The sequence below is a fragment of the Bradyrhizobium sp. USDA 4503 genome, assembly GCF_054055815.1.
The window spans coordinates 5,642,297-5,664,037 of record NZ_JBSRXS010000001.1; the positions used below are offsets into that span (position 1 = coordinate 5,642,297).

The 21,741-nt window shown below is 63.0% G+C and carries 21 protein-coding genes; 11 read left to right on the forward strand and 10 right to left on the reverse strand.

What is annotated here, in order from left to right; translation table 11 throughout:
* Nucleotides 1-29: 29 nt before the first annotated feature.
* Nucleotides 30-866, reverse strand: coding sequence for an SDR family oxidoreductase (locus ACVMIH_RS26915; protein ID WP_057021294.1), 837 nt, complete (start codon nt 864-866; stop codon nt 30-32).
* Between the two features lie 105 nt (nt 867-971).
* Between ACVMIH_RS26915 and ACVMIH_RS26920 the strand changes: the two genes are divergently transcribed.
* The gene (locus ACVMIH_RS26920) at nt 972-1,952 is read left to right on the forward strand and encodes an NADPH:quinone oxidoreductase family protein (RefSeq protein WP_168858174.1); all 981 of its coding nucleotides are present in this window, start codon (nt 972-974) and stop codon (nt 1,950-1,952) included.
* A 171-nt stretch (nt 1,953-2,123) separates the two neighbouring features.
* On the opposite strand, the gene ACVMIH_RS26925 is transcribed toward ACVMIH_RS26920, so the two are convergent.
* The 3 genes from ACVMIH_RS26925 to ACVMIH_RS26935 all read right to left on the reverse strand — a co-directional run bounded on the left by ACVMIH_RS26925 (nt 2,124) and on the right by ACVMIH_RS26935 (nt 4,017).
* A complete protein-coding gene (locus ACVMIH_RS26925) occupies nt 2,124-2,960 on the reverse strand; it encodes an IS5 family transposase (protein ID WP_076824982.1) in 837 nt (278 codons plus the stop codon).
* Nucleotides 2,961-3,242: 282 nt separating this feature from the next.
* Nucleotides 3,243-3,620 (reverse strand): YkvA family protein, encoded by a 378-nt coding sequence (locus ACVMIH_RS26930; protein WP_057021296.1) that lies wholly within the window; start codon nt 3,618-3,620, stop codon nt 3,243-3,245.
* Nucleotides 3,621-3,711: 91 nt separating this feature from the next.
* Nucleotides 3,712-4,017 (reverse strand): 4a-hydroxytetrahydrobiopterin dehydratase, encoded by a 306-nt coding sequence (locus ACVMIH_RS26935; RefSeq protein ID WP_168858057.1) that lies wholly within the window; start codon nt 4,015-4,017, stop codon nt 3,712-3,714.
* Nucleotides 4,018-4,229: 212 nt separating this feature from the next.
* On the opposite strand from ACVMIH_RS26935, the gene ACVMIH_RS26940 reads away from it, so the two are divergent.
* From ACVMIH_RS26940 to ACVMIH_RS26950, 3 genes are all read left to right on the forward strand, one after another.
* The gene (locus ACVMIH_RS26940) at nt 4,230-5,633 is read left to right on the forward strand and encodes a TAXI family TRAP transporter solute-binding subunit (protein ID WP_229160558.1); all 1,404 of its coding nucleotides are present in this window, start codon (nt 4,230-4,232) and stop codon (nt 5,631-5,633) included.
* 183 nt (nt 5,634-5,816) lie between these two features.
* Nucleotides 5,817-7,379 carry an alkaline phosphatase D family protein gene (locus tag ACVMIH_RS26945; protein ID WP_057021298.1) on the forward strand — a complete coding sequence of 521 codons (1,563 nt, stop codon included), beginning with the start codon at nt 5,817-5,819 and terminating at the stop codon, nt 7,377-7,379.
* A gap of 240 nt (nt 7,380-7,619) precedes the next feature.
* A complete protein-coding gene (locus ACVMIH_RS26950) occupies nt 7,620-8,687 on the forward strand; it encodes an N-acetylmuramoyl-L-alanine amidase family protein (protein ID WP_309143556.1) in 1,068 nt (355 codons plus the stop codon).
* Between the two features lie 22 nt (nt 8,688-8,709).
* Here ACVMIH_RS26950 and ACVMIH_RS26955 read toward each other — a convergent pair whose 3' ends face one another.
* Nucleotides 8,710-9,831 carry a hypothetical protein gene (locus ACVMIH_RS26955; protein WP_456864025.1) on the reverse strand — a complete coding sequence of 374 codons (1,122 nt, stop codon included), beginning with the start codon at nt 9,829-9,831 and terminating at the stop codon, nt 8,710-8,712.
* Between the two features lie 92 nt (nt 9,832-9,923).
* Complete coding sequence (locus tag ACVMIH_RS26960; RefSeq protein WP_229191914.1) at nt 9,924-10,298, reverse strand: response regulator; 375 nt, start codon at nt 10,296-10,298, stop codon at nt 9,924-9,926.
* Nucleotides 10,299-10,501: 203 nt separating this feature from the next.
* Here ACVMIH_RS26960 and ACVMIH_RS26965 point away from each other — a divergent pair, with 203 nt between their 5' ends.
* The 3 genes from ACVMIH_RS26965 to ACVMIH_RS26975 all read left to right on the forward strand — a co-directional run bounded on the left by ACVMIH_RS26965 (nt 10,502) and on the right by ACVMIH_RS26975 (nt 13,028).
* Nucleotides 10,502-11,266, forward strand: a complete 765-nt coding sequence (locus ACVMIH_RS26965; protein ID WP_057021301.1) for a Crp/Fnr family transcriptional regulator — start codon at nt 10,502-10,504, stop codon at nt 11,264-11,266.
* Nucleotides 11,267-11,466: 200 nt separating this feature from the next.
* On the forward strand, nt 11,467-12,051 hold the full coding sequence (locus ACVMIH_RS26970) for a hypothetical protein (RefSeq protein ID WP_456864028.1): 585 nt from the start codon (nt 11,467-11,469) through the stop codon (nt 12,049-12,051).
* A 206-nt stretch (nt 12,052-12,257) separates the two neighbouring features.
* The gene (locus ACVMIH_RS26975) at nt 12,258-13,028 is read left to right on the forward strand and encodes a response regulator transcription factor (protein WP_057021302.1); all 771 of its coding nucleotides are present in this window, start codon (nt 12,258-12,260) and stop codon (nt 13,026-13,028) included.
* Nucleotides 13,029-13,043: 15 nt separating this feature from the next.
* On the opposite strand, the gene ACVMIH_RS26980 is transcribed toward ACVMIH_RS26975, so the two are convergent.
* The 4 genes from ACVMIH_RS26980 to ACVMIH_RS26995 form a co-directional block, all read right to left on the reverse strand.
* Nucleotides 13,044-14,516, reverse strand: coding sequence for an HlyD family type I secretion periplasmic adaptor subunit (locus ACVMIH_RS26980; RefSeq protein WP_456854201.1), 1,473 nt, complete (start codon nt 14,514-14,516; stop codon nt 13,044-13,046).
* Entirely contained in the window at nt 14,513-16,252 is a 1,740-nt protein-coding gene (locus tag ACVMIH_RS26985) for a type I secretion system permease/ATPase (protein WP_456854199.1), read from the reverse strand. Before ACVMIH_RS26985 ends, ACVMIH_RS26980 begins: the two co-directional genes overlap by 4 nt.
* A gap of 156 nt (nt 16,253-16,408) precedes the next feature.
* On the reverse strand, nt 16,409-16,867 hold the full coding sequence (locus ACVMIH_RS26990) for a hypothetical protein (protein ID WP_028343759.1): 459 nt from the start codon (nt 16,865-16,867) through the stop codon (nt 16,409-16,411).
* Nucleotides 16,868-17,131: 264 nt separating this feature from the next.
* On the reverse strand, nt 17,132-18,511 hold the full coding sequence (locus tag ACVMIH_RS26995; protein WP_456854197.1) for a hypothetical protein: 1,380 nt from the start codon (nt 18,509-18,511) through the stop codon (nt 17,132-17,134).
* Between the two features lie 303 nt (nt 18,512-18,814).
* Between ACVMIH_RS26995 and ACVMIH_RS27000 the strand changes: the two genes are divergently transcribed.
* The 4 genes from ACVMIH_RS27000 to ACVMIH_RS27015 all read left to right on the forward strand — a co-directional run bounded on the left by ACVMIH_RS27000 (nt 18,815) and on the right by ACVMIH_RS27015 (nt 21,469).
* Nucleotides 18,815-19,534 carry a prolipoprotein diacylglyceryl transferase gene (locus ACVMIH_RS27000; RefSeq protein ID WP_456854195.1) on the forward strand — a complete coding sequence of 240 codons (720 nt, stop codon included), beginning with the start codon at nt 18,815-18,817 and terminating at the stop codon, nt 19,532-19,534.
* Nucleotides 19,515-20,960: a radical SAM protein gene (locus ACVMIH_RS27005; protein ID WP_456854193.1), complete on the forward strand. Its 1,446-nt coding sequence runs from the start codon at nt 19,515-19,517 to the stop codon at nt 20,958-20,960. Before ACVMIH_RS27000 ends, ACVMIH_RS27005 begins: the two co-directional genes overlap by 20 nt.
* Entirely contained in the window at nt 20,957-21,235 is a 279-nt protein-coding gene (locus ACVMIH_RS27010; protein ID WP_456854191.1) for a hypothetical protein, read from the forward strand. Before ACVMIH_RS27005 ends, ACVMIH_RS27010 begins: the two co-directional genes overlap by 4 nt.
* Before the next feature lie 72 nt (nt 21,236-21,307).
* The gene (locus ACVMIH_RS27015) at nt 21,308-21,469 is read left to right on the forward strand and encodes a hypothetical protein (protein ID WP_456854189.1); all 162 of its coding nucleotides are present in this window, start codon (nt 21,308-21,310) and stop codon (nt 21,467-21,469) included.
* Nucleotides 21,470-21,741 lie beyond the last annotated feature (272 nt).

A 21,741-nucleotide genomic window follows, 5' to 3' on the forward strand; every position in this document is an offset into this window, starting at 1 on the left:
ACCGTCGGGCGCGTAATCGCGACGCGTTATCACTTGGCGCGCGCAGCGCGCTGCTTCTCCCACTGCGCATCGGTCCATTGCAGCAGGTCCTCGGCACCGGAACTGCGTAAGTGCGAGCCGCCATCCTGCACCACCATCTCGCCGTTGATGTAGCCGGCCTGATCCGAGATCAGAAAGGTCGCGAGATTGGCGAGCTCCGAATGCTCGCCGGCGCGGCCGAGCGGATTGCGATGCGCCCAGCTCTCGCCGCGCCCTTCGGGGCGCAACTGTCCGGTCGCGCCTGCGGTCGGGAACGCGCCGGGCGCGATCGCGACGGTGCGGATGCCCTTCGGGCCCCACTCCACCGCGAGGCTCTTGGTCATCGCCAGCACGGCGGTCTTCGCCATCGCGGACGGCACCGTGAACGCGCGGCCGGTGATGGTCGAGGTCGACAGGATCGAGAGCACCACGCCCTTGTGCTTGCCGTCGATCCAGCGGCGGCCGGCGGCGAGCGTGCAGTACATCGTGCCATGCAGTGTCGGCGCGAGGATCGCGTCCGCCGCACGGAACGACAAATGTTCGCTCTGCGCAATAAAGGTTGCGGCAGCATTGTTGACGAGCACGTCGATCGGCGCGTCCTGCCAGACCTGATCCATCATCGCTTCGACCGCTGCGCCGTCGCGGATATCGCAGCGCGCGATGGAAACCTTGGCGTCGAGCTCGCTACGGAATTTTGCTGCGGTTTCCTCCAGCAGCCCCTCGCGCCGCCCGCAGATGATCAATTCGGCGCCGAGTTCGGCGAAGCGGTAGCCCATCGCAGCACCAAGGCCGGAGCCGCCGCCGGTGATCAGGATGCGCTTTTTTGCTAGCAGGCCTTTTTCAAACATAGTTTGATCCCTCCGCTTTGTATTGTCGCTCCGCCGCAAATCCGGCATGAAGCTTGTAGTCCAAGATCTTGCAGCTCTTTCTGCGTCCGAAACTCAGGTGTGTCCATGAAAGCCATCCTCTGCTCGCAATACTGTCAACCTGACGATCTCGTGCTGGCTGATGTGCCCGATCCGGTGGCGGCTCCCGGCGAAGCCGTGATCGCGATCAAGGCGGCGGCGCTGAATTTCTTCGACATCCTGATGATCCAGGGCAAGTACCAGATCAAGCCGCCGTTCCCGTTCTCGCCGGCTGCCGAAGTTGCCGGCGTGATCGAAAGCGTCGGCGCCGGCGTCACTGACCTGAAGGTCGGCGATCGCGTCGTCGCGTCCTGCGGCCACAACGGCGCGCGCGACAAGATCGCGCTGCCGGCGAATTCGATCGTGAAGATTCCCGACAATCTCGACTACGACCGCGCCGCCGGCATCATCATCATCTACGGCACCGCGCTGCATGCGCTGGAAGATCGCGCGAGCCCGAAGCCGGGCGAGACGCTCGCGGTGCTGGGGGCCGCCGGTGGCACCGGCCTTGCTGCGTGCGAGCTCGGCAAACTGATGGGGTTGAAGGTGATTGCCTGCGCCTCGTCGGACGAGAAGCTGGCATTCGCCAAGCAACACGGCGCCGAGCTGACGCTGAACTATGCGAAGGAAGATCTCAAAGAGGGCCTGCGCAAGCTGACCAACGGCAAGGGCGCCGACATCGTGTTCGATCCGGTCGGCGGCGCCTATGCCGAAGCCGCGTTGCGCTCGACCGCGTGGGAAGGCCGCTTCCTGGTCATCGGCTTTGCCGCCGGCGAGATTCCGAAGATCCCGCTCAACCTCGCACTGCTGAAGGGCTGCGATATCCGCGGCGTGTTCTGGGGCGCCTGGGCGCGGCAGAATCCGGACAAGAACCGCAAGAACCTCGAGAAGCTCGTGCAGTGGACCGCGGAAGGGAAGATCTCCTCGCATGTCGACCGCACCTTCCCGCTGTCGCAGACATCAGAAGCCCTGAAGGTGCTCGCCGGCCGCAAGGCGATGGGCAAGGTGATCCTGCACCCGGGAAGCTGAACCGAGATTGCGCAGCCCGGAAGGAGCCGAACGGACTACCATGGCACTCCCTACCGTCTCCGTCACCCTGAGGAGCGCGCTCTTGCGCGCGTCTCGAAGGGTCGACGGCCCCGCTGGTGGCCGTACATCCTTCGAGACGCGCTTCGCGCTCCTCAGAGTCTGACTCATAAATCACCCAACCTTAGCTGCAGCCGCGAGTCTGCGGGTCAGGAGCCTGATGTGTGCAATCAGCAGCCAGGCAGCTTCGGTTGCCACCGTCGCCTCGAAGTCCTTGGCGAGGCGGCGGCATCTGCCGAACCAAGCGAATGTGCGTTCAACCACCCACCGCCTCGGCAGAAGCTGGAAGCCTTTGACGCCTTGAGGCCGCTCGACGATCTCGACAGTCCATGGACCGCAGTCTGAGAGCGCGTCGAGGAGTTGATTTCCGCGGTAGATCCGGTCGGCAAAGACGTGGCGCAGCCGGGGGAAGTTCATCCGCACGTTCTTCAGCAGCGGTACGGCGCCATGGCAGTCCTGAACGTTGGCCGGATGAACATGAACCCCAAGGAGGAGGCCATTGGTATCCGTCACGATATGCCGCTTGCGGCCGTAGATGCGCTTGCCTGCATCGTAGCCGCGCGGTCCGCCAGCTTGCGTGGTTGGCGCACTTTGACTGTCGATCACGGCTGCCGTCGGCTTCGGTGTCCGTCCAAGCTTTTTTCGCGCCCGTCGGACAAGCACGCTGACAATCCTCTGCCACCGGCCTGTATCCCGCCATCTATAAAAATAGCCCTGCACCGTCGAATAGGGCGGGAACTCCTGCGGCAACGCCCGCCACTGGCAGCCGGTCGAAACGATATAGAGGATCGCTTCGATCACACGACGCAGCTCCGTCTTACGCGGCCGGCCGCGCCGGTTCGCTCGCGGCAACAGGCGTCTGATCACCGCCCACTCCGCATCGGTCATATCGCTTGCATAACGCAGATCGTCCCGCCGATATTGCTCCCGAGTGATCTTGGTCCAGGGCATCGTGCTCTCCCTCGAATCTTTGCAAATCCGATGGAATCACACCCCACTGAGATCACTCACCCATTTTTCAGTCAGGCTCTCAGGATGACGGATCGAAAGTTTCGTAGCCCGGATGGAGCGCAGCGAAATCCGGGATGCATCATAACCTTCCCTTGAAAAGAGGAGGTCGCTTTGCTCGCGAGAGCAAAGTGGCTGGGGATCAAATCTGCCGGCTTGCAGCGTCGCCTGTGGCTGACCCCCTTCCCGACCTTCCCCCTTTCAGGGGGAAGGAGAAGGCAGATCTCACTCCTCTTCCGGCACCCCGCGCTTCAGCGCGGCGCGGGCGGCATCGCGATGCTCCGGCGTGATGTGGCTTGCCACCATGCGGAGCGCAGTTGCGAGCACTGCGGCGTCATCGGTGAAGCCGAGGATCGGCAGCATGTCGGGCACGAAATCGAACGGCAGGATGAAATAGGCGATTGCCCCGAGCAGCGCCGCCTGGACATGGCGCGGCGTCTGCCGGTCAAAGGCGCAGTAATAGGCGGCCAGCAGGTCCTCCGCGAAGGGCAGGCTCGCCACCACCTTCTTGAACTTGATCCAGAAACGGCGGCGCACGCTTTCGGGGTCCTGCGCCAGCCGATCGGCAGGCCCAAATCCCACGCCGGGTTCGCTCGATGTCATCGCAAGGTTCCTCGACGCCGCGCCAGTTCGGCGGCGGACGATGCGAATCTGGGGACATCGGCGGACCCGCGCAAGGTTCCACGCGCCGGAGTCAATTGACCCCAAGCTGCCTTGCGATCGCGTTCATGGCCTTGGCGAGGTCGATATCGCGCTTGGTCACCCCGCCGACATCGTGGGTCGACAGCACCACCTCGACGGTCTTGTAGACGTTTTTCCACTCGGGGTGATGGTCGCTCTTCTCGGCGACCAGGGCGGCGCGGGCCATGAACCCGAAGGCCTCGTTGAAGTCCTTGAACACGAAAGTCTTGGCGATCGCCTCGCGACCGGACATCTCCGACCAGCCGGCCAGTTCCCAAAGGGCGGCCTTCTTTGCTTCCGCTGACAGCCGTTCGACCATGGTAACCCTCCCGTTTGACGCCGACTTTAGCCTAACAACCGGCCTCCGGGATGGGATCCACGCCCAAATTAAGGCCGAAATCGCGTCCTATCGCCGCTGGTAACCATGACGGAGTTGTAACATCTGTCCGTTCAGTAATTTGCTACACATAGAGGATGTATGCGCGTTGGTAGTTTTGCGAGATTGAGCCCCGACGATTGTTTGCGAGATCGATGACAGACGGCTCCGCCAGCATGTCGCCCAAGCCGCTGCGTTCGGCAAAGCGGCGGCTGATGTTCGTTTTGATCGCGGGCGCGCTGGCCATCATCGGCACGTTGCTGGCCGGCTATTATTTCGCCGTGCGTCCGGTGACGCTGCGGATCGCGGTCGGTCCTGCCAACAGCGATGACGTCAAGGTCGTGCAGGCGCTGGCGCAGGCCTTCAACAACCAGCAGAACACCCAGGTCAAGCTGAGGCCGGTGCAGACCGAGGGCGCCACTGCCAGCGCCCAGACGCTGGCCGACGGCAAGGCCGATCTCGCCATCATCCGCGGCGATCTCGAGGTGCCGAAGAATGCCCAGGCGGTCGCGACCCTGCGCAAGAATGTCGTGGTGATGTGGGTTCCGCCCGCCAAGGGCAAGGTTCGGAAATCCGCGCGGATCACCAAGATCGCGCAGCTTGCCGGCCGCAAGATCGGCGTCGTCGGCCGCACCCCGGCCAATGTCAATCTGCTGAAGCTGATCCTGACGCAATACGGCGTCGACCCGATGAAGGTCGAGATCGTTCAATTCCCGGCCAATGAGGCGGCGGAAGCGATCAAGAACCTCAAGGCCGACGCCTATCTCGCCGTCGGCCCGGCCAACAGCAAGATCACGATCGATGCGATCACGGCGTCGGTCCGCGACGGCGGCGAGCCCAGCTTCCTTGCGATCGACGCCTCCGAGGCGATCGCGCAGAACCATCCGGCCTATGAGGCCGCGGAAATCCCCGCCGGCTCGCTCGGCTCCGCCGACCGGCCCGACGACGAGGTAAAGACGATCAGCTTCTCGCACCACATCGTTGCGCGGAAGGGCCTGTCGGACTCGACGGTCGCGGCATTCACGCGGCAATTGTTCGCGATCCGGCAGTCGCTCAAGACCGATTTCCCGCTCGCCGCCAAGATCGAGACGCCGGACACCGACAAGGACGCCACCATTCCGGTGCATCCGGGCGCCGCCGCGTTTGTCGACGGCGAGGAAAAAACCTTCCTCGACCGCTACAGCGACTACATCTGGTGGAGTCTGATGGCGTTCTCGGCGATGGGCTCGGCCGGTGCGTGGTTCGCCGGCTATCTCAAGCAGGACGAGCGCAACACCAACACCTCGCAGCGCGAACGCCTGCTGGAGATGCTGAAAGCCGCGCGGCACAGCGATTCGATCGAGGAACTCGACCAGATGCAGGCGGAGGCCGACGACATCCTGCGCCACACGCTGGACTGCTTCGAGCACGGCGCGATCGAGGAAGGCACGCTGACCGCGTTCAACATCGCGCTCGAGCAGCTTCATAACGCCGTCGCCGACCGCAAGGCGCTGTTGTTCAGCATGCCGCAGAATTTGCAACGGGCTGCGACGCAGTTCAGGGCGGCGGGCACGGCGTAGGGGCGCCGCCAATCTTTATCCGCAAATCCCCCTTGCCTCCCCCCGCACTCGGGGAGAGGGAGCCTGACAGATGCGCTTCCCTTACGTCCCGCACTCCCGCCGCTGTAATCTCTCCGTCATGGAATTTTTCTAGGTCTTGGCGCGCCTGCGGCGCATTGTCGCTGTGACCTGAGGAGGCTCCCTATGACGATCCGGTTCTCGCGAAATCTCACCCGCCGACGCTTTCTCTCCACGGCGGCTGCGGCCGGCGCCGGCGTGATTGCGATGCCCTATCTGTCGCGCGCCGCCGACCGTCCCGTGATCACCCATGGCGTGCAGTCCGGCGATGTCGGCGTCGACGGCGGCGTGGTGTGGGCGCGTGCGGACCGGCCGGCGCAGATGATGGTCGAGGTCGCGACCACTGAATCGTTCAAGGACGCCCATACACTGCCGCCGATCACGGCGCTGCCCGAGAGCGACTTCACCGCCAAGATGCTGCTGGAGAACCTGCCCTCCGGCCAGGACATCTTCTACCGCGTCCGCTTCCGCGACCTCGCCCATATCGACATCGTCGGCGAGCCGGTGGTCGGACGCTTCCGCACCGCGCCGAGCGACCGCCGCGACGTCTCCTTCGTGTGGGGCGGCGATGTCGCCGGCCAGGGCTGGGGCATCAATCCCGACGACGGCGGCATGATCACCTTCGCCGCGATGAAGAAGCACGCTCCGGATTTCCTTCTGCACTCCGGCGACACGATCTACGCCGACGGCGTGATCCCGTCCGAGGTGAAGCTTCCCGACGGCAAGATCTGGAAGAACGTCACTATACCCGAGAAGGCGAAGGTGGCCGAGACGCTCGACGAATACCGGGCCGCCCACAAGTATAACTTCCTCGACAACAACGTCCGCGCCTTCAATGCCGAGGTGCCGATCTTCGTGCAGTGGGACGATCACGAGGTGACCAACAATTGGTCGCTGTCGAAACAGCTGCCGGCGGCCTACAAGGAGCGCGACATCACGGTGCTCGCGGCGCGCGCGGCAAAGGCCTTCCACGAGATGTATCCGATGCGCGAGAGCATCGTCGAGCCGGGCCGCGTCTATCGCACGCTGAGCTACGGTCCGCATCTCGACGTCTTCATGCTCGATGAGCGCAGCTATCGCGGCCCCAACGGCCCGAACCTGCAGGAGCAGTACGGCCCCGACGCCTATTTCATCGGCCCGGACCAGATGGCCTGGCTGAAGCGCGCGCTGCTCAACTCGCGCGCCACCTGGAAGGTGATCGCCTCCGACATGCCGCTCTCGCTGATCGTCTATGACGATGCCGCCAACAAGAAGGGCTCGGAAGCCTTTGCGCAGGGCGATGGCCCGGCGCGCGGCCGCGAGCTCGAGATCGCCGATATCCTGCGTTTCATCAAGACCGCGGGAATCGTCAACACGGTGTGGCTGACCGCCGACGTGCATTACGCCGCCGCGCACTACTACAACCCGAACAAGGCCCAGTTCCAGGAGTTCGATCCGTTCTGGGAATTCGTCTCCGGCCCGCTGCATGCCGGCACGTTCGGTCCGAACGAGCTCGACAACACCTTCGGCCCCGAGGTGAAGTTCATCAAGGCGCCGGGCGAAGGCAACCAGAACCTGCCGCCGTCGGCCGGCATGCAGTTCTTCGGCCACGTCAAGATCGACGGCAAGAGCGGGCAGATGACGGTAAGCCTGCGCGACCGCGTCGACGCCGAGCTGTGGGCGATCACGCTCGACCCGAAGCCGGTCTAGTGTGCTGAATGCGAAGTTCGTGCGATTTCGCGGCAGCCACTTTCACGAACTTCGCATTCATAAAGCACACTAGAATCATAAGCTTGCTAGTGTCCTTATCGAATCCGAAGTTCGCTCCGAAGGTGCGGCAAATGATGCGAACTTCGGATTCGGGACACTAGTTCGGTCACAGCCACGACGGAACCGGACTCTTGGTCTTGACGGCCTTGCCGCCAAGGCGAGGCAACGCGATTGCCGGGGATGGACCTCCCCGGCATCTTCCGGTACCGATGTCAGAGTCGTTATGCTGGGGGCCCGGAGGGGCGGAGCATGAGGCGCTGCGAATTCTTTCGCGTGCTCAGTGGTAGCGTTGCGAGGTTTCGGCCTCGCCGCTTGTTGGTCGTCGCGATCGCAGTGTTCGCGCTGCTGCCGATCGAAGTCAGCGATGCCGGCTGGCTGCCCGATCTCTTCAGGAGCTCACCCAAGCATGCCAAGTCGCCGAAGCGCGCGAAGGCGACAAGGGCTGCCAAATTGGCAAGGCACCGCGCTCCGCCCAGGCACCGCGCCATGCGGCTGGCCGCCCTTGGGCCAGTCACCCTGCCGCTTTCGGCTCTCAAGCCGGCCGCTGCCAAATGCGATCCCGCGACGTTCCGGATCGTGCTGGATGTCGGACATACCGCGCAATCGGAAGGCGCGATCAGCGCGCGGAATGTCGCCGAGTTCACCTTCAACCTGCGCCTTGCGCGGCTGATCGAGGAGAGGTTGAAGGCCGAAGGCTTTACCGAAACCAGGCTGCTACTGACCGAAGGCAAAGCGAGACCGAGCCTCTTCAAGCGGGTCGCCGCCGCCAACAATCTGCACGCGGATCTGCTGATGTCGATCCACCATGACTCCGTGCCCAACAAGATGCTCGAGGACTGGGAGTTCGAGGGCAAGAAAAGCCACTTCAGCGACCGCTTCAGCGGCTACTCCGTGTTCGTCTCCCGGGACAATCCGGACTTCAAGACCAGCCTCCGGTTCGCCGAACTGGTCGCCGGGGAAATGAAGGCCCAGGGCCTGCATTATGCCGAGCAATACAGCCAGGCCATCATGGGTCGTTACCAGCACCCGTTGCTGAACAAGGATACCGGCGTCTACAGCAATGATGAACTCATCGTGCTGAGAAAGACCGCGATGCCCGCGATCCTGCTGGAGGCGGGCTCGATCATCAACCGGGACGAGGAACGCGAGATGGACTCGCCCGAGCGCCAAAACCTCATCAGCAGCAGCGTTGCTTCCGCCGTGAAGGAATTCTGCGAGCCGCGATGGGCGCTGCTCGGTCCACCCTGACGGCCGAGCGATCGACTCCTCCTCAGCCCGGCTTGCCCGACTTGATCTCCTTGAACTTGGCAAGCGCCTGCTCGAACTTGGCGTTGAACAGCCACATCGCATCGAGGATTTCGCGAAAGGTCGCGGATGTTCTTGCCCGGTCGGCCCGGCCGAACGCGAAGACGCTGTTGTTGCGCAGATATCGCATGATCCTGGGATCGGAAATTCTGTAGCCGACGAGGTTGCCCGATTTGAGCGCTGCCCTGGTCGGCGTGGGAATGATCTGGATCAGCTCAAAGACCTTCATCTGATCGATCGGGTCCGGCAGCGCTTTCTGGATCGCCGCGACCTGCGGGAAAAGTTCGGCGTGTGCGTTCATGAGGCCGTCCCGCACGGCGGTCCAGTGATTGAACCTGTGGTCGAGGTTGCCGACCCGCGCCTCTTCCCGGTCGTCGCGACGGCTCAGCGCAGGATCGAGCGTCGCGATCGACCCCTTGATGGCGGCCCATTTCCTTCGGCCGTCGCGATCCTCGGACGGGCCGGTCTGCAGGCTTCCTTTATAGGTGTTCGATCGTGCATTGCCCGCATTCTGCTTGCCGTTCGTCTCGGCAAAGAAGAGGCCGAGGCTGATACGGCCCGCGACGGCGGCGTCGGCGGCATCCAGACCCTTGGCGCGCGCGATCACCGTCGCCAGATCGACCACGTCCTTGAATGGCGTATCGGATGTTTGCGCACCGGCGGGCGGCGCCTCCATGACGTCGAAGAGCTTCCTGTACTCATCGAGCAGCGGCTCATTGTCGGCGTCGAAATAGGCCGGGGGGATTCCGAATCTGTTGGGTCTTCCAATCCTGGACGGAAGCGCATCGGTGAGGTCCTTGTAGGCGCTCATCATCTCGACACGGGCCAGATAGATCGCCTGGCCCGGCAAGTCGGGCAGCGGCTGCTTCGAATCGACCTGCGCGCGGCGCTGGCGCAGGATCGACTCGAAGCCCTTCAGGGCATTGTCATAGGTCCCAAGCGCGGCCGATTGCTCGCTGGAAAGTGCGGCCGGCGTAGCGAGAGCTGGCGACACGAAGCGACCGACGACGGCCGAGCCGAACGGCGGCGCTGGCAGCAGCCCGAGAGCGAGCGCGGCTGCGGGCGCGGCAAATATCCTGACCACCATGACGCTTTCCCGAAGCCCTTGCGTCACCGAATCCGACAGGCTGGATGGTAGACGACGAACGCGCCGACGGCGAGGCCGAAGCCGGCAATGCGTCAACGTCCGTTTCGCAGCGCCGCCTCCAGCGCCTCGCTCGAGCACGGCTTGGTCAGCCGCGGTTTGTCGGCGAGCGATGCCGGCAGCCGGATGTCCGCACCATAGCCCGTGACGAACGCGAACGGCACCTTCAGCGCATCCAGCCGCTCGGCGATGGCGAACGTCTTCTCGCCCCTGACGAGGCCGACGTCGAGCAGCGCGAAATCCGGCGCGCGTTCGGCGATCAGCTCGAGCGCCCGGGCGACGTTCGTGGCGGTGCGCACCGTCCGGGCGCCGAAGCCGAGGATGGTGTCCTCGAAATAGAGCGAGATGATCGGATCGTCCTCAACCACGAGGACGTCACCGGGCGTGCCGGCATTGGGGGTGAAGTCCATGGCGTGCCAGTTTCCGTTTTTAAAGCATGGATGAAAGACCGGATCAGTCCGGCCGGATTGGCCCGCGACCCGGCGCCTGAAAGCACGCCGGGCTGTTCCCGAGGTAAAACCCATCACATCGCGGGCTGCCGCGTCTGTTCACTAGTGAACATAAATCCGGGAACTTTCCGATTATGGTCCGCGTTGGGTTCTCAGGATTTCCAATGATCACGAAACGGACCGAGTTGGCCGGGACGAGTGACCGGCCGTTCAACAATCTTTTGCGCCGGCTGAACGCCGCCGATTACGAACTGATCGCGCCGCACCTTGCCTTGGTCGAGGCCGCGGCCGGCGATCTGCTCTACAATCCCGGCGACGACGTCCAGACCGTGCATTTTCCATGCGGGCCGAGCCTTGCGTCCTACATGGTGCCCAATGAGGACGGCCGCGATGTCGAGACCATCCTGGTCGGTCGCGAGGGCGCGGTCGGCGGCATCGTCAGCCAGGGCTTCCTGCCGGCCTATACCCGCATCACCGTCAAGTTCGGCGGCCCGTTCGCGCGGCTGCCGGTCAGCAAGCTCGACGCCGCCAAGCTGACGTCGATCTCCGTGCGCAACATCTTCGCGCGCTATGCCGATTGTATGCTGGCGCAGATCTTTCAGTCGACCGCCTGCAATGCGATCCACTCGATCGAGCAGCGCGCGGCGAAATGGATCATCTCGGCGATGGAGCGCACCAATGGCAACGGTATGGTGCCGCTTACCCATGAACAGCTCTCGACTTTGCTCGGCGTCGGCCGCAGCTACACCAGCCGCGTGATCCAGAACTTCAAGGCGGAAGGCGTGCTCGAGACGCGTCGCGGCGCGATCGTGATCCGCGACGCGGACAAGCTGCGGCAGCGCTCTTGCCTGTGCAACGACGCCGTCAAGGATCATTTCGAGGAAGTGCTGCGCGGCGTGTATCCAAGCGAGGACAACCCGCAGAACTAGGGTGTGTACTCATTATTCGTCGCATCCGCCATGCTTCCGGAAGCCGACGCTGAACCCGACATCGCCGTAGGGGTTCGTCCTATCGCCCCAACCCCGCGCGCTTAATGAGCGCTTAACGCTTTTGCGCAACAGATAGGATCACCAGCGCGGAATTAGTCCTAGTTATGAGTGCGAGCCGAGCTCCCGAGGAGGGGAATCGGATGGGACTGCTTTTTGTCGGAGCGCTGGCAGGAATCCTGATCGGCTTTGGCTGGTTCGCGCCTTCCCGAAGGGATTTCCTTGGGTGTGAGTCAAGACCCTGTTTCGACAAGGTTGCAGTCGCCCGACCCACGGAGCCAGTGCCGGCGGCGTTAGCGCCTGCGCCTGCGATCGTCAAATCGAATTCTGCAACCCCGGCAAAATCCGGCAGGAGACCATCATCGAAGAAACACGGACCGCCCGACCTCGCCAAGGCGGCGTCCCCGCGGACGAGGATCAACGTCCCGACACCCGAACACGCCGCGGACATGGCAGATCCTGTCCTCACCAAAGCGAAGGTCACGATTGCAGCGCAGATAGAGGATTCGGGATCGGCCGAATTCAGCGACATGAAGCGCGCCATGCGAAAGAACACGTTCGGACGCGCCGTGGATACGATTTGCGGGCGCGTGAAAGGAAGAAGTGCGTCGGGCGGAGAGACTGGAGGGAGGCCGTTTCTGTATCTTGTGAAGGAGGATGAAGCGTATGTCGTCGACGGCAAGTCGGGGTCGGCGGCGTCAACGGCGTATCGAAATATCTGCAAATAGGGGATGCGTCGACCGCGCCACGGCGCGCGTCCAAATGATTTGAGCGGAAAGAATTTCCCACCGAGGCGCCAGGCTATCCCGCAATGGATGCGATCCTGATGTCGGGGCTGCGCGTGATGATGCATTCAGGATGAATGCCGCAACGGTAAATGCGCAATACGGATCGATGGGACTGTCGCAGAAATTCTTTTCATTCCGAGGAAATCATGGACGACATAACCTCAAAACGGCTCAATGGAGCGCTTCACGTACCGGTTCTGGTGATCATCGAGCCGCACCTGTTGCCCCGCACATGTATTCTTAACGTCCTCAGGCGGGAATTGGCCGACTTCGAGATCCTCGACATGGCAACGGTCCGAGGCCTGGACTGCATGTCAACCCGCGACGTTCGTCTGGTGCTGCTCAGCATCGCGGACAAGCCCATCGGCGATCCCTCGGTCGAGGACGATCTCGCCTTCGTGGCCGAGCACTGTCCCAATGCCGCCGTCGCAATCCTGTCAAACCATGACGACGAACCGACCGCGCAAGCCGCGATGCAGCGGGGTGTTCGCGGCTTTCTTCCCACCTCGCTACCAATCGAGGTCGTCATAGCCGGCCTGCGCCTTGTTCTTGTCGGCGGCGTCTACAGGCCGTTGCCGGTCGCCGAGATGAACAGGATGCCGGGTTTCGATCCGCCGGACGCGCGCGGGCTTGCGTCCGCATATCTGATGAACGAGGCAGCCAGGGCGGCCATCGACAGGAGCGGTCTCACGCCTCGAGAGCAGCACGTTCTGGCGGAATTGGAGCTCGGCCTGCCCAACAAGCTGATCGCAGCCAAATTGAAGCTCTCGGAAAGCACCGTCAAAATGCACATTCAGCACATCATGAGGAAATGTGCCGCTCACAATCGCACGGAAGCGGTCCTCCGCTGGCGCGGCCGGTCGCTCGCGCAGAATCGCGATCACGACCCGGGCACAGCCCCAATGCCGGAGACCTAGTCACACTGAGCGGGATCAATCCTCTCTGAATGCACCGCGGAAGCTGTCGAGCAGGGGCCTGAGCGCGTAAAGTGCGACGGTACCGCGCCCCGTGGTGATGAACACTTGAACCGGCATACCGGGGACGATCTGGAAGTCGTTTGCGGCGATCTGCGCGTCGTCGATCCGGATCTTGGTCGCGTAGTATGGCTGGTCGGTACGCTTGTCGAGTAGCCGGTCTGCCGATACGTGCACGACGCTTCCCTTCAGGCGCGGTACGCGACGCTGATTGTACGGCACGAGATGCACCTCGGCATTGAGGCCGGGATGAACCACATCAATGTCCTCGGGCCTCAGGCGGGCGGTCACGATGAGGCGGTCTTGCCGAGGCACCAGATCCATGAGCGGAGCACCCGCCCCGATGACGCCGCCCGCTGTGTGAATCCGCAAGTCGGTTATCACGCCGTCCTCAGGCGCCTTCACCTCCGTTCGCGATAGCTGGTCCCTGGCCGCAAGCAACCGCTCGCGGAGCTGGAACATCTGGTTCTGTGCTTCACGAAGCGACTGTGCGATCTCGCTCTGCCTATCGCTCTCGAGCTTGAACAATGTGGCCTGCTGCTCGCTGATGACCTGCCCGGCGCGAGAAATCTGCGCGGTGATCTCGCCGCGGCGACCCTCAACGTCGGCCAGTTCACGTTGCAGGTTCAGAAGCCGCGGCCGCCGTTCGAGTCCCTTGTTCACGAGCGTCGTGACCATATCCAGTTCTTCCCGGACGATGTCGACCCGCTGCCCGGTGGCGTTCTGCTGAGCCTTGAGACCTTCGATCTCCCTCTCGACTTGAAGCCTCCGTTCGCGAATGACCGCAAGCTGCGACTCATGAACCTGCCGGCGCGCCTGAAAAATGAACTGCTGCGCCGATACCGCGGCGGCGGCCACCCCATTTCGCTTGCTGTCCTGTTCCAGCGCGCTCGGGATTGCGATGCTCTCGAAGTTCTGCTGCTCGGCCTGAAGCCGTGCGGCACGAGCAATTGCATCCCACAACTGGCCTTGAAGGCTTTGCACCTCCGAACCGGGCCGTGTGTCGTCCAGCGCGATCAGCGTCTGTCCGCTTCGCACGATATCGCCGTCCGCAACCAGGATCTTCCTGACGATCCCGCCTTCCAGGTGCTGAATCGTCTTGCGGCTCGATTCTGATTCCACGACGCCGGAAGCGATCGCGGCGCTCTCGAGAGGCGCGAGGCACGCCCATGTGCCAAGCCCCAGCATGAAGCAGAGCACCAGCAGGTTGCCCGCCAGCGTGATACCGCGAAGCCGTCTACGCGGAGAGATGGGTGTCGGGGTCGCACACCATGGATATTCGAGGGGCTCGAAATCGTCGATCGCGGTAACCACGACTCCGAGCCGTCCGGCGAGCGGGGGGCTTGCCGGCGCTCGCACGAGCCGGTCCCAGATCGTGGGTAGCCTCGATATCGTGGGAAGCTTCCAGATGGTGAGAGGATTGCGGATCATGGCGCAATCCGCGATGTAACCTGGGGTCGGTTCAGGTGCCGCTCGAAGATTTCCTCGCTGTCGCCGAAAGCGACGACCGCCCCCTCTTCCATAATGGCAATCTTGTCTGTGGCTGCGAGGAGACCCATACGATGAGTGACGACGACCAGGATGACACCGGCGAGCTTCATGCGCTCGATAGCGTCCAGCAGCATTCGCTCGCCCCCGTAATCGAGACTGGCATTCGGTTCGTCGAGAACGATCAGGCGTGGACCGCCGAAAAAGGCCCTGGCAAGACCGAGGCGCTGCCGATATCCGCGCGAGAAGGATTTTTCACGGTGAACCACCGTGTCGTACCCGTGCGGCAGGCGCATGATCGCCTCATGAATTCCGACCAGCTTGGCCGCTTCCACGACCTTCCGCCGATCGGCATCATCAAGCCGTGCGATGATATCGCTTATCGTATCGCCGAGCAGGTCGATGTCCTGGGGGAGATAACCGAGACGGTGACCGCTTAGGCCCTCGCGAAGCAGCGAGACGTCGGTATTGTCGAGCAGGACACAGCCATGAGTTGGCGTCGACAGCCCGGCAATCACCCGGCCAAGCAGGGACTTGCCTGACCCGGACGCACCGATAATGCCAAGACATTCTCCGCTCGCGAGCGTGAACGAGACACCGTTCAGCAGAAGGTGATTGGTCCCCGATAGCCTCACGCCGACGTTGTCGACAACGAGACCGCTCGACGCTTGCCGCTGCGAAACCTCCGGATCCTGCCGTCCGGCGGCGGCGGGGGACGCGGCGAGAACCGCGCCGAGCCGCTGGCAGGCACTCACGGCCGTCCTGAGTGACTTCCAGCCTGCGATCGCACTTTCGACCGGCGCGAGCGCGCGGCTGAACATCAGTGTCGAAGCAAAAATGATCGCCGGACTCTTTCCGTGCTCGAGGACAAGCCACGCGGCAGCCCCCATTATCAACACCTGCGACAGCGCGCGGACCGGCTTGGTGACCAGCATCACGATCTCGCTTCGCCGGACTGCCACATCGTGCTCTCTGCGTGCCTGCTGCGCGTCATGATAGATCGCGCGCGCAGCGCTATCGAGCATTCCCATGGCGCGGATCATATGGATGTTGCCTGCGGCGGCCTGGAGGCGGCCGTAGCTTCTGGACAGCGCGGCGCCGGATCTGAGCAGAACGTCCTCGGTAACCAGATCTCCGGCAACCGTGAGAGCGAAGAGGAAAGCCACACAGCAGGCGCCTACCACGCCAAGCAGGGGATGGATGAGAAAGAGGACCAGGAGGAACAGGGGCGCCCAGAGTGCGTCGAACAGCATCGGACATGCGCCGGAATCGATGAACTGGCGCAGCGCGGTGAGATCCCGATAGGCGTCCGACGCCCGCGTCCAATCGCTGCGAAACGCGGATTCGAGGCTGGCCGAAAGCACGCAGGGACGGAGCCGATCGTCGAGCCAGGCGCCAAGGCGACCCAGGACAGCGCGCCGCAAGGCATCGAACACGCCGCCGACCACGACCGTGATCGCGACAATGAGCGTGAGCAGGAGCAGCGTGTCGCCGCTCCGGCTCGACAACACCCTGTCGTAGATCTGAAGAAGGTAGATGGAGGGCGCAAACAAAAGCAGGTTGTAGCTGCAGCTATACGCGAATACGAGACCAAGCGGTCCCGCACAGGACCAAAGGGCCGCGTGCAGTGGCGTCGAGATCTGCGGCAGGACAGGCAACCGAATGGGCGGCATCAGCATGATCGTCACCGCCTGAAATCGGAGTCCGGCGCACTTGCCCGACGGCCAACGCGAGCTGCCAAGAAGCGCATCGGCAGGGCATCGGCGGGCATCGGCTTGAACTGCGGGACCGGCAGCAATGGCCGCCGGTCCCGCCGTGGTCGGACGAGCCGATGGTCAGAATGTATCGAGGTGGAAGCTCACTTCTCCACCCAGCGCGGCGTTGCCGTCTCCGCCATTGCCGCCGATGCCGGCCAGGACCTCCTGGTGCTGGTCCACCGCGAGCTTGTTGATCTGAGTGGCATCCGTATTGGCATATACCTTGGAGGTATCGTGGCCGCTGTAGGATTTCTGGCTTCCGTTCGACTCGGCGCTTCCGCCATGGGCCTTCGCAAACACCGAGGCCGTCGCGTTTGCGCCGCCGGCGTCCCAATCTGCGGTCTGAGTGACGTGGTCGCCGGTGTTCACATGCACATCGGCGCCTTCTGCCTTGTTGGTTGGATCGAAGTTGAGGGTCGGCTTGCTGATGATAGCTCCCTTGAAGGTACCGTCGCCGCCATTTCCGACACTTTGACCACCGGTGTTGATCGATTTGAATTCGATCGAATCCGAGATGCTGATCGCCTTGGGCAACATTTGAGCCTCCGTCCTTGTGTTGGCTGTCGTGCATCATCCATCCCGATCAGGCGGACGCGCACGGGCGAGTCTGATCCGGCGATGCGCGCTGCCGATAGATGTCAAATCGGACACCATCCGGGTTGGTCGACCTACGTACGAAAGTATGACATTCGTCGAGCAACATCGGAGCTCGAAACATCGGGAGGCGCCCCTGCGCGAGATTTGCATGCGCAGGGAGTCCGCTACCTTGCGACCGGCCTGCGCGAGCGGCTCGATGTTTCGCTATGCCAACAGGTGAAGATCGGACAGAAGATGGGCGGAAAGATCGCCACCCAGCGCGAGATTGCCGTAGCCGCCGTCCCCACCAAGTCCGGCAATCTGGACCGCACTCTGGTCGATGTGCACGTTGTTGACCTGATCGGCCACGGCCGTCGAATGGGGCCCCGCGATTGCGATATTGATGGGTGCATAGATCGCGACGCTGACATCGATCAGGCTGCCGGCAAAATAGCCGTTGCCGCCGTTGCCTGCGCCGTTCGAGCCGGTCGCAATGGTGTCGGAGCCGCCCCACAAGCCGTGGGAAAGAAGGCTTGCATGGCCGCCCGTCGCGGCGTTGCCATTGCCGCCGTGCCCGCCCATAGCGGCGATCTGAACTACGGATTGATCCACGTTGGCGTCATTCGTCTGGACTGAATGAACGTTGGAGCCATAGCCCGCGACTGCGATGTTGATCGGGTCGTACACCAAGATCGAGGAATGCACGAGACTCCCGTGGAACGCGCCGTCGCCGCCATTGCCGGCCTGACTCCCGCCCGTTTGAACGTCCCAGACGCTTCCTCCGTTGCTTGATCCCCAACTGGGGTCGAGCGTGATGATGCTGCCGCCGAAGGCCACATTGCTATTTCCGCCACTGCCGCCGACGCCCGCGATCTGCGTGGCCGATTGATCGATGTCGACTGCGTTCGATTGACTTGCATGGGCCGTGCCGCCTGAGCTCGCCACCGCAATATTGATCGGATGATAGATCACCACGGGAGCGTCCACCAACGCACCCGAGAAATGGCCGCTGCCGCCGTTTCCGGCGCCGTTGTCGCCGCTCCCGATCACGCCGGAGCCCAGGGAAGCGCTGATGCTGCCTCCCGATGCAAGGTTGTCATTCCCACCATGTCCGCCGACGCCGGCGATCTGAAAGGCGGATTGATCGACATTCAAATCGTTCGACTGGTTGGCCACGGCGGCCGAGCCGTATCCCAAACTCACCGAAATGTTGATCGGTTCATAGATCAACAGGGATGCGTGAATGATACCTCCGTAAAAGTAACCGTCTCCGCCGTTCCCGGCGGTGTTCGCCCCGCTCTCGATCGAAGCGATGCCCGTCGCGGAATGGGATGCGCCGGCAGCAGGCTTCGTTGCCGAAGCATCCAGGCTCGCCGCAGTGTGGTTGCCGACGTGGCCGTACGTGTCGACCCCCGACGCGGTGGGATGGTCGGATTGGCCCGGGCCAGAGTCATAAGGCGGGGAATTCGCCGTCGCGGGATGCGCATCGAGCCCTGCAAACGGGCTGCTCGGTGCCGGACCCGACTCGTCGTCACCATCGTGCCCATCGTCGCGATGAGAGGCGTGATGCAGCCGGATCCCGTCCGACATCCGCGAAAAATCCATCGTAGCCTTCCTCATCGCAATCGCTCCGCGCAATCGGGACGGGTTTTGCACTCCGGACAGAATGTCATCTTGGTAAGGTCGAAAGCCCAGCCGTCAGTTCGGATATAGCGCTTCGGATGGACGCCGTAACATCGGCTATATCCGTTCTGGCGCGGTTACAGCCTTTGTCGTTTTGCGCGGGCTGGCGTCGCCGGTGTGGTCCATCAGCCCGCCGCTCCCAGGCGGACGGGTTATAACCTCGTTCCGCCATTGCAATCGGGAAGCCGCTATCGCGGACCGCGAAAACCGCGCTACACTCGCCTCATGAGTGGGGCTGAACTTCACGCCGTTTTCGACGTCGCAGCATGGGGCGCGGCCGCGCTCGCGATGTGGTGGCTGTCGCGCCGGCGCGGGCTGCAATTCCCGCGGCAATCCTTCGAGCTCACCTACATCGCCGCGCTGGTATTCGGCGCCGGCATCGGCGCCTACATCTTCGGCACGCTGAACCTGTGGTTCTCCGGCATGTCCGGCATCGCCCGCTCGGTCGAGGGCGCGCTGGCCGGCGGCATCGTCGCGATCGAGCTCTACAAATGGCGACACGGGATTTCGTTGCGCACCGGCGCGCGGTTCGCGCTGCCGCTTGCGATCGGCGTCGCGGTCGGCCGTCTCGGCTGCTATTTCGCGGGGCTCGAGGACTTCACCTATGGCACACCGACCACGCTGCCCTGGGGCCATGATTTCGGCGACGGCGTGCTGCGCCATCCGGTGCAGCTCTATGAAAGCTTGGCGATGGCGGGGTTCGCGGCATTCTATGCCTGGGCCGTATTGAACCGAAATGCCGCCGTCATCACCAACGGATTCTACCTCGTGCTGTTCTACTACGGGCTGCAGCGCTTCCTGTGGGAATTCATCAAGCCCTATGGCGCGCTGATCGGACCATTCTCGCTGTTTCACCTGCTGTCGCTGTTTGTCATGATTTACGCCGCCGTCATGCTGGCGACGGCGCCGAATGTGAGCTTGAAGCATGAACGCGCCGCTGCGTAACGCACGCCCTTACATCTTCTGGGGCCAGACCCAGTCGCTATGCGAAACTTGCCTCACCCTGGTGCCGACCAAGATCCAGATATCAGGCAACGAGGTCTGGTACGAGAAGCGCTGCAAGCAGCATGGCGTGCAGTCGACGCTGGTCTCGACGGATGCGGCCTATTGGCGGCTGTGCAAGGATTTCATCAAGCCCGGCGACCGGCCGCTCGCGTTCCAGCGCCACACCGAATTCGGCTGCCCCTATGATTGCGGACTGTGCCCCGACCACGAGCAGCACTCCTGCCTGGCGCTGATCGAGATTACCGAGCATTGCAATTTGACCTGCCCGGTATGCTTTGCGGATTCCTCGCCGGCGCGCACCAGCTTCACGCCGCTGGCGAAAATCGAGAAGATGCTGGACGCGCTGGTCGCGAGCGAGGGCGAGCCCGACCTGGTGCAGATCTCCGGCGGCGAGCCGACGCTGCATCCGGATTTCTTCGCCATTCTGGATGCGGTGCGCGCCCGCCCGATCCGCCATGTCATGATCAACACCAATGGCCTCAGGATCGCGCGCGAGCCCGACTTCGTGGCGAAGCTCGCCGAGAACAAGCGCGGGCTTGAGGTCTATCTGCAGTTCGATTCGCTGCAGCGCGAGGCGCTGGTCAATCTGCGCGGCGCGGACTTACGCAAGATCCGCCAACAGGCACTGGAGAATCTCGAGCGCCACGGCGTCTCGACCACGCTGGTCGCGACCATTAAGCGCAGCGTCAACGACGGCGAGATCGGCGACATCGTCCGTCACGCGCTGACCTGGAAGTGCGTCCGCGGCGTCACGCTGCAGCCGGTGCAGGATGCCGGCCGCAACGAGCATTTCAACAAGGACACCGACCGCATCATGCTGTCGGAGATCCGCCGGCGCGTGATCGAGACCGGGGTGTTCGGCGCTGACGACATGATCCCGTTGCCCTGCAATCCCGAGAGCATCTCGATCGGCTACGGCCTGCGCAACGGCGACAAGGTGCTGCCATTGACCTCGCTGATCCCGCAGGAGCAGCTCATCGCCGTGATGCCCAACACCATCAGCCCGGAGAAGTATCCGGTGTTGCGGGAGAAGTTTGTCGACCTGTTCTCGCTGTCGTCGGGGCCGCTGAACACATCGGAGCGGGTCTGCGAATTGCTGTGCTGCCTGCCGAGCTTCGAGGTGCCGGAGGGGCTTACCTACGAGAACGTGTTCCGCGTCACCATCGTGCAGTTTCTCGACCGCTTCAATTTCTGTGTCGGCAACGTCAAGCGAAGCTGCATCCACTTCGTCACCGAAAGCGGCGCGATCATCCCATTCGACACCTACAATCTGTTCTACCGTGACGGAAAGATCGACGGCATCCGCGCCGCGCTGGCCGGCCAGACCTATCGTGAAGCCCGGCAAAGCGAGGAGGCGCCGCGATGAGCGAGACCAATCCACCGCCCATCCCGCCTGCACCACCGGAGCCACCCTACCAATACGTCCCGTCGCCACCGTCACCACGCAGCGGCTGCGCCACCGCGTTCATGGTGCTGTTCGGGCTGGTCCTGCTGCTGCCGGGGCTCTGCGCCCTGCTGTTCGGGTTCGGCGTCCTGAGCGAGTCGAAAACCGATCCCTCCATTCTCTTCCTGATCCTGCTCGGGCTCGCGGTCTGCTTCGCCGGCGTGATGCTGATCCGCGCCGCGATTAAGGGACGCTAGTCCGGGGTATCGTGAGCAGTTTTCAGCAAAACCCGGAAACAGAGACAGCGCAACGGCTGCCTGACCGCCCTCATGCTGGTGGTAGGGGTGATCCTGCTGATCCCTGGCGTCCTGTGCGCCATTCTCAACGCCAAGATGGGCGCCGGGGCCGGCGGCGACCCCATCACCATGTTCGTGATGATGGTGGCGCTGGGTGGGCTTGGCCTGATCGTGTTCGCGATTACCCGGAAGTAGGACCTGAAAGCCCCTCAAAACCCGCCTTTGGAACCAAAATCAGCCCTCCAAACAGCCAATAAATCATTGTTTTTTGGCGTTTTCTGACTATATTGCGCCGCAACGCGCAAGGTGCCCGGTCCTCTGACCGGGCTTCCTTTTTGGGGTGATGCGTCCCCGTCAAATTTCTTGGGTATGAGCGTGATCCGGGCCCGAATGGGCCACGCGAGCGAGCGGCCGGCCAAACTGGTCCGGCGAGATCGCGCATCTGACCATTGCACGACCAGAAGAAG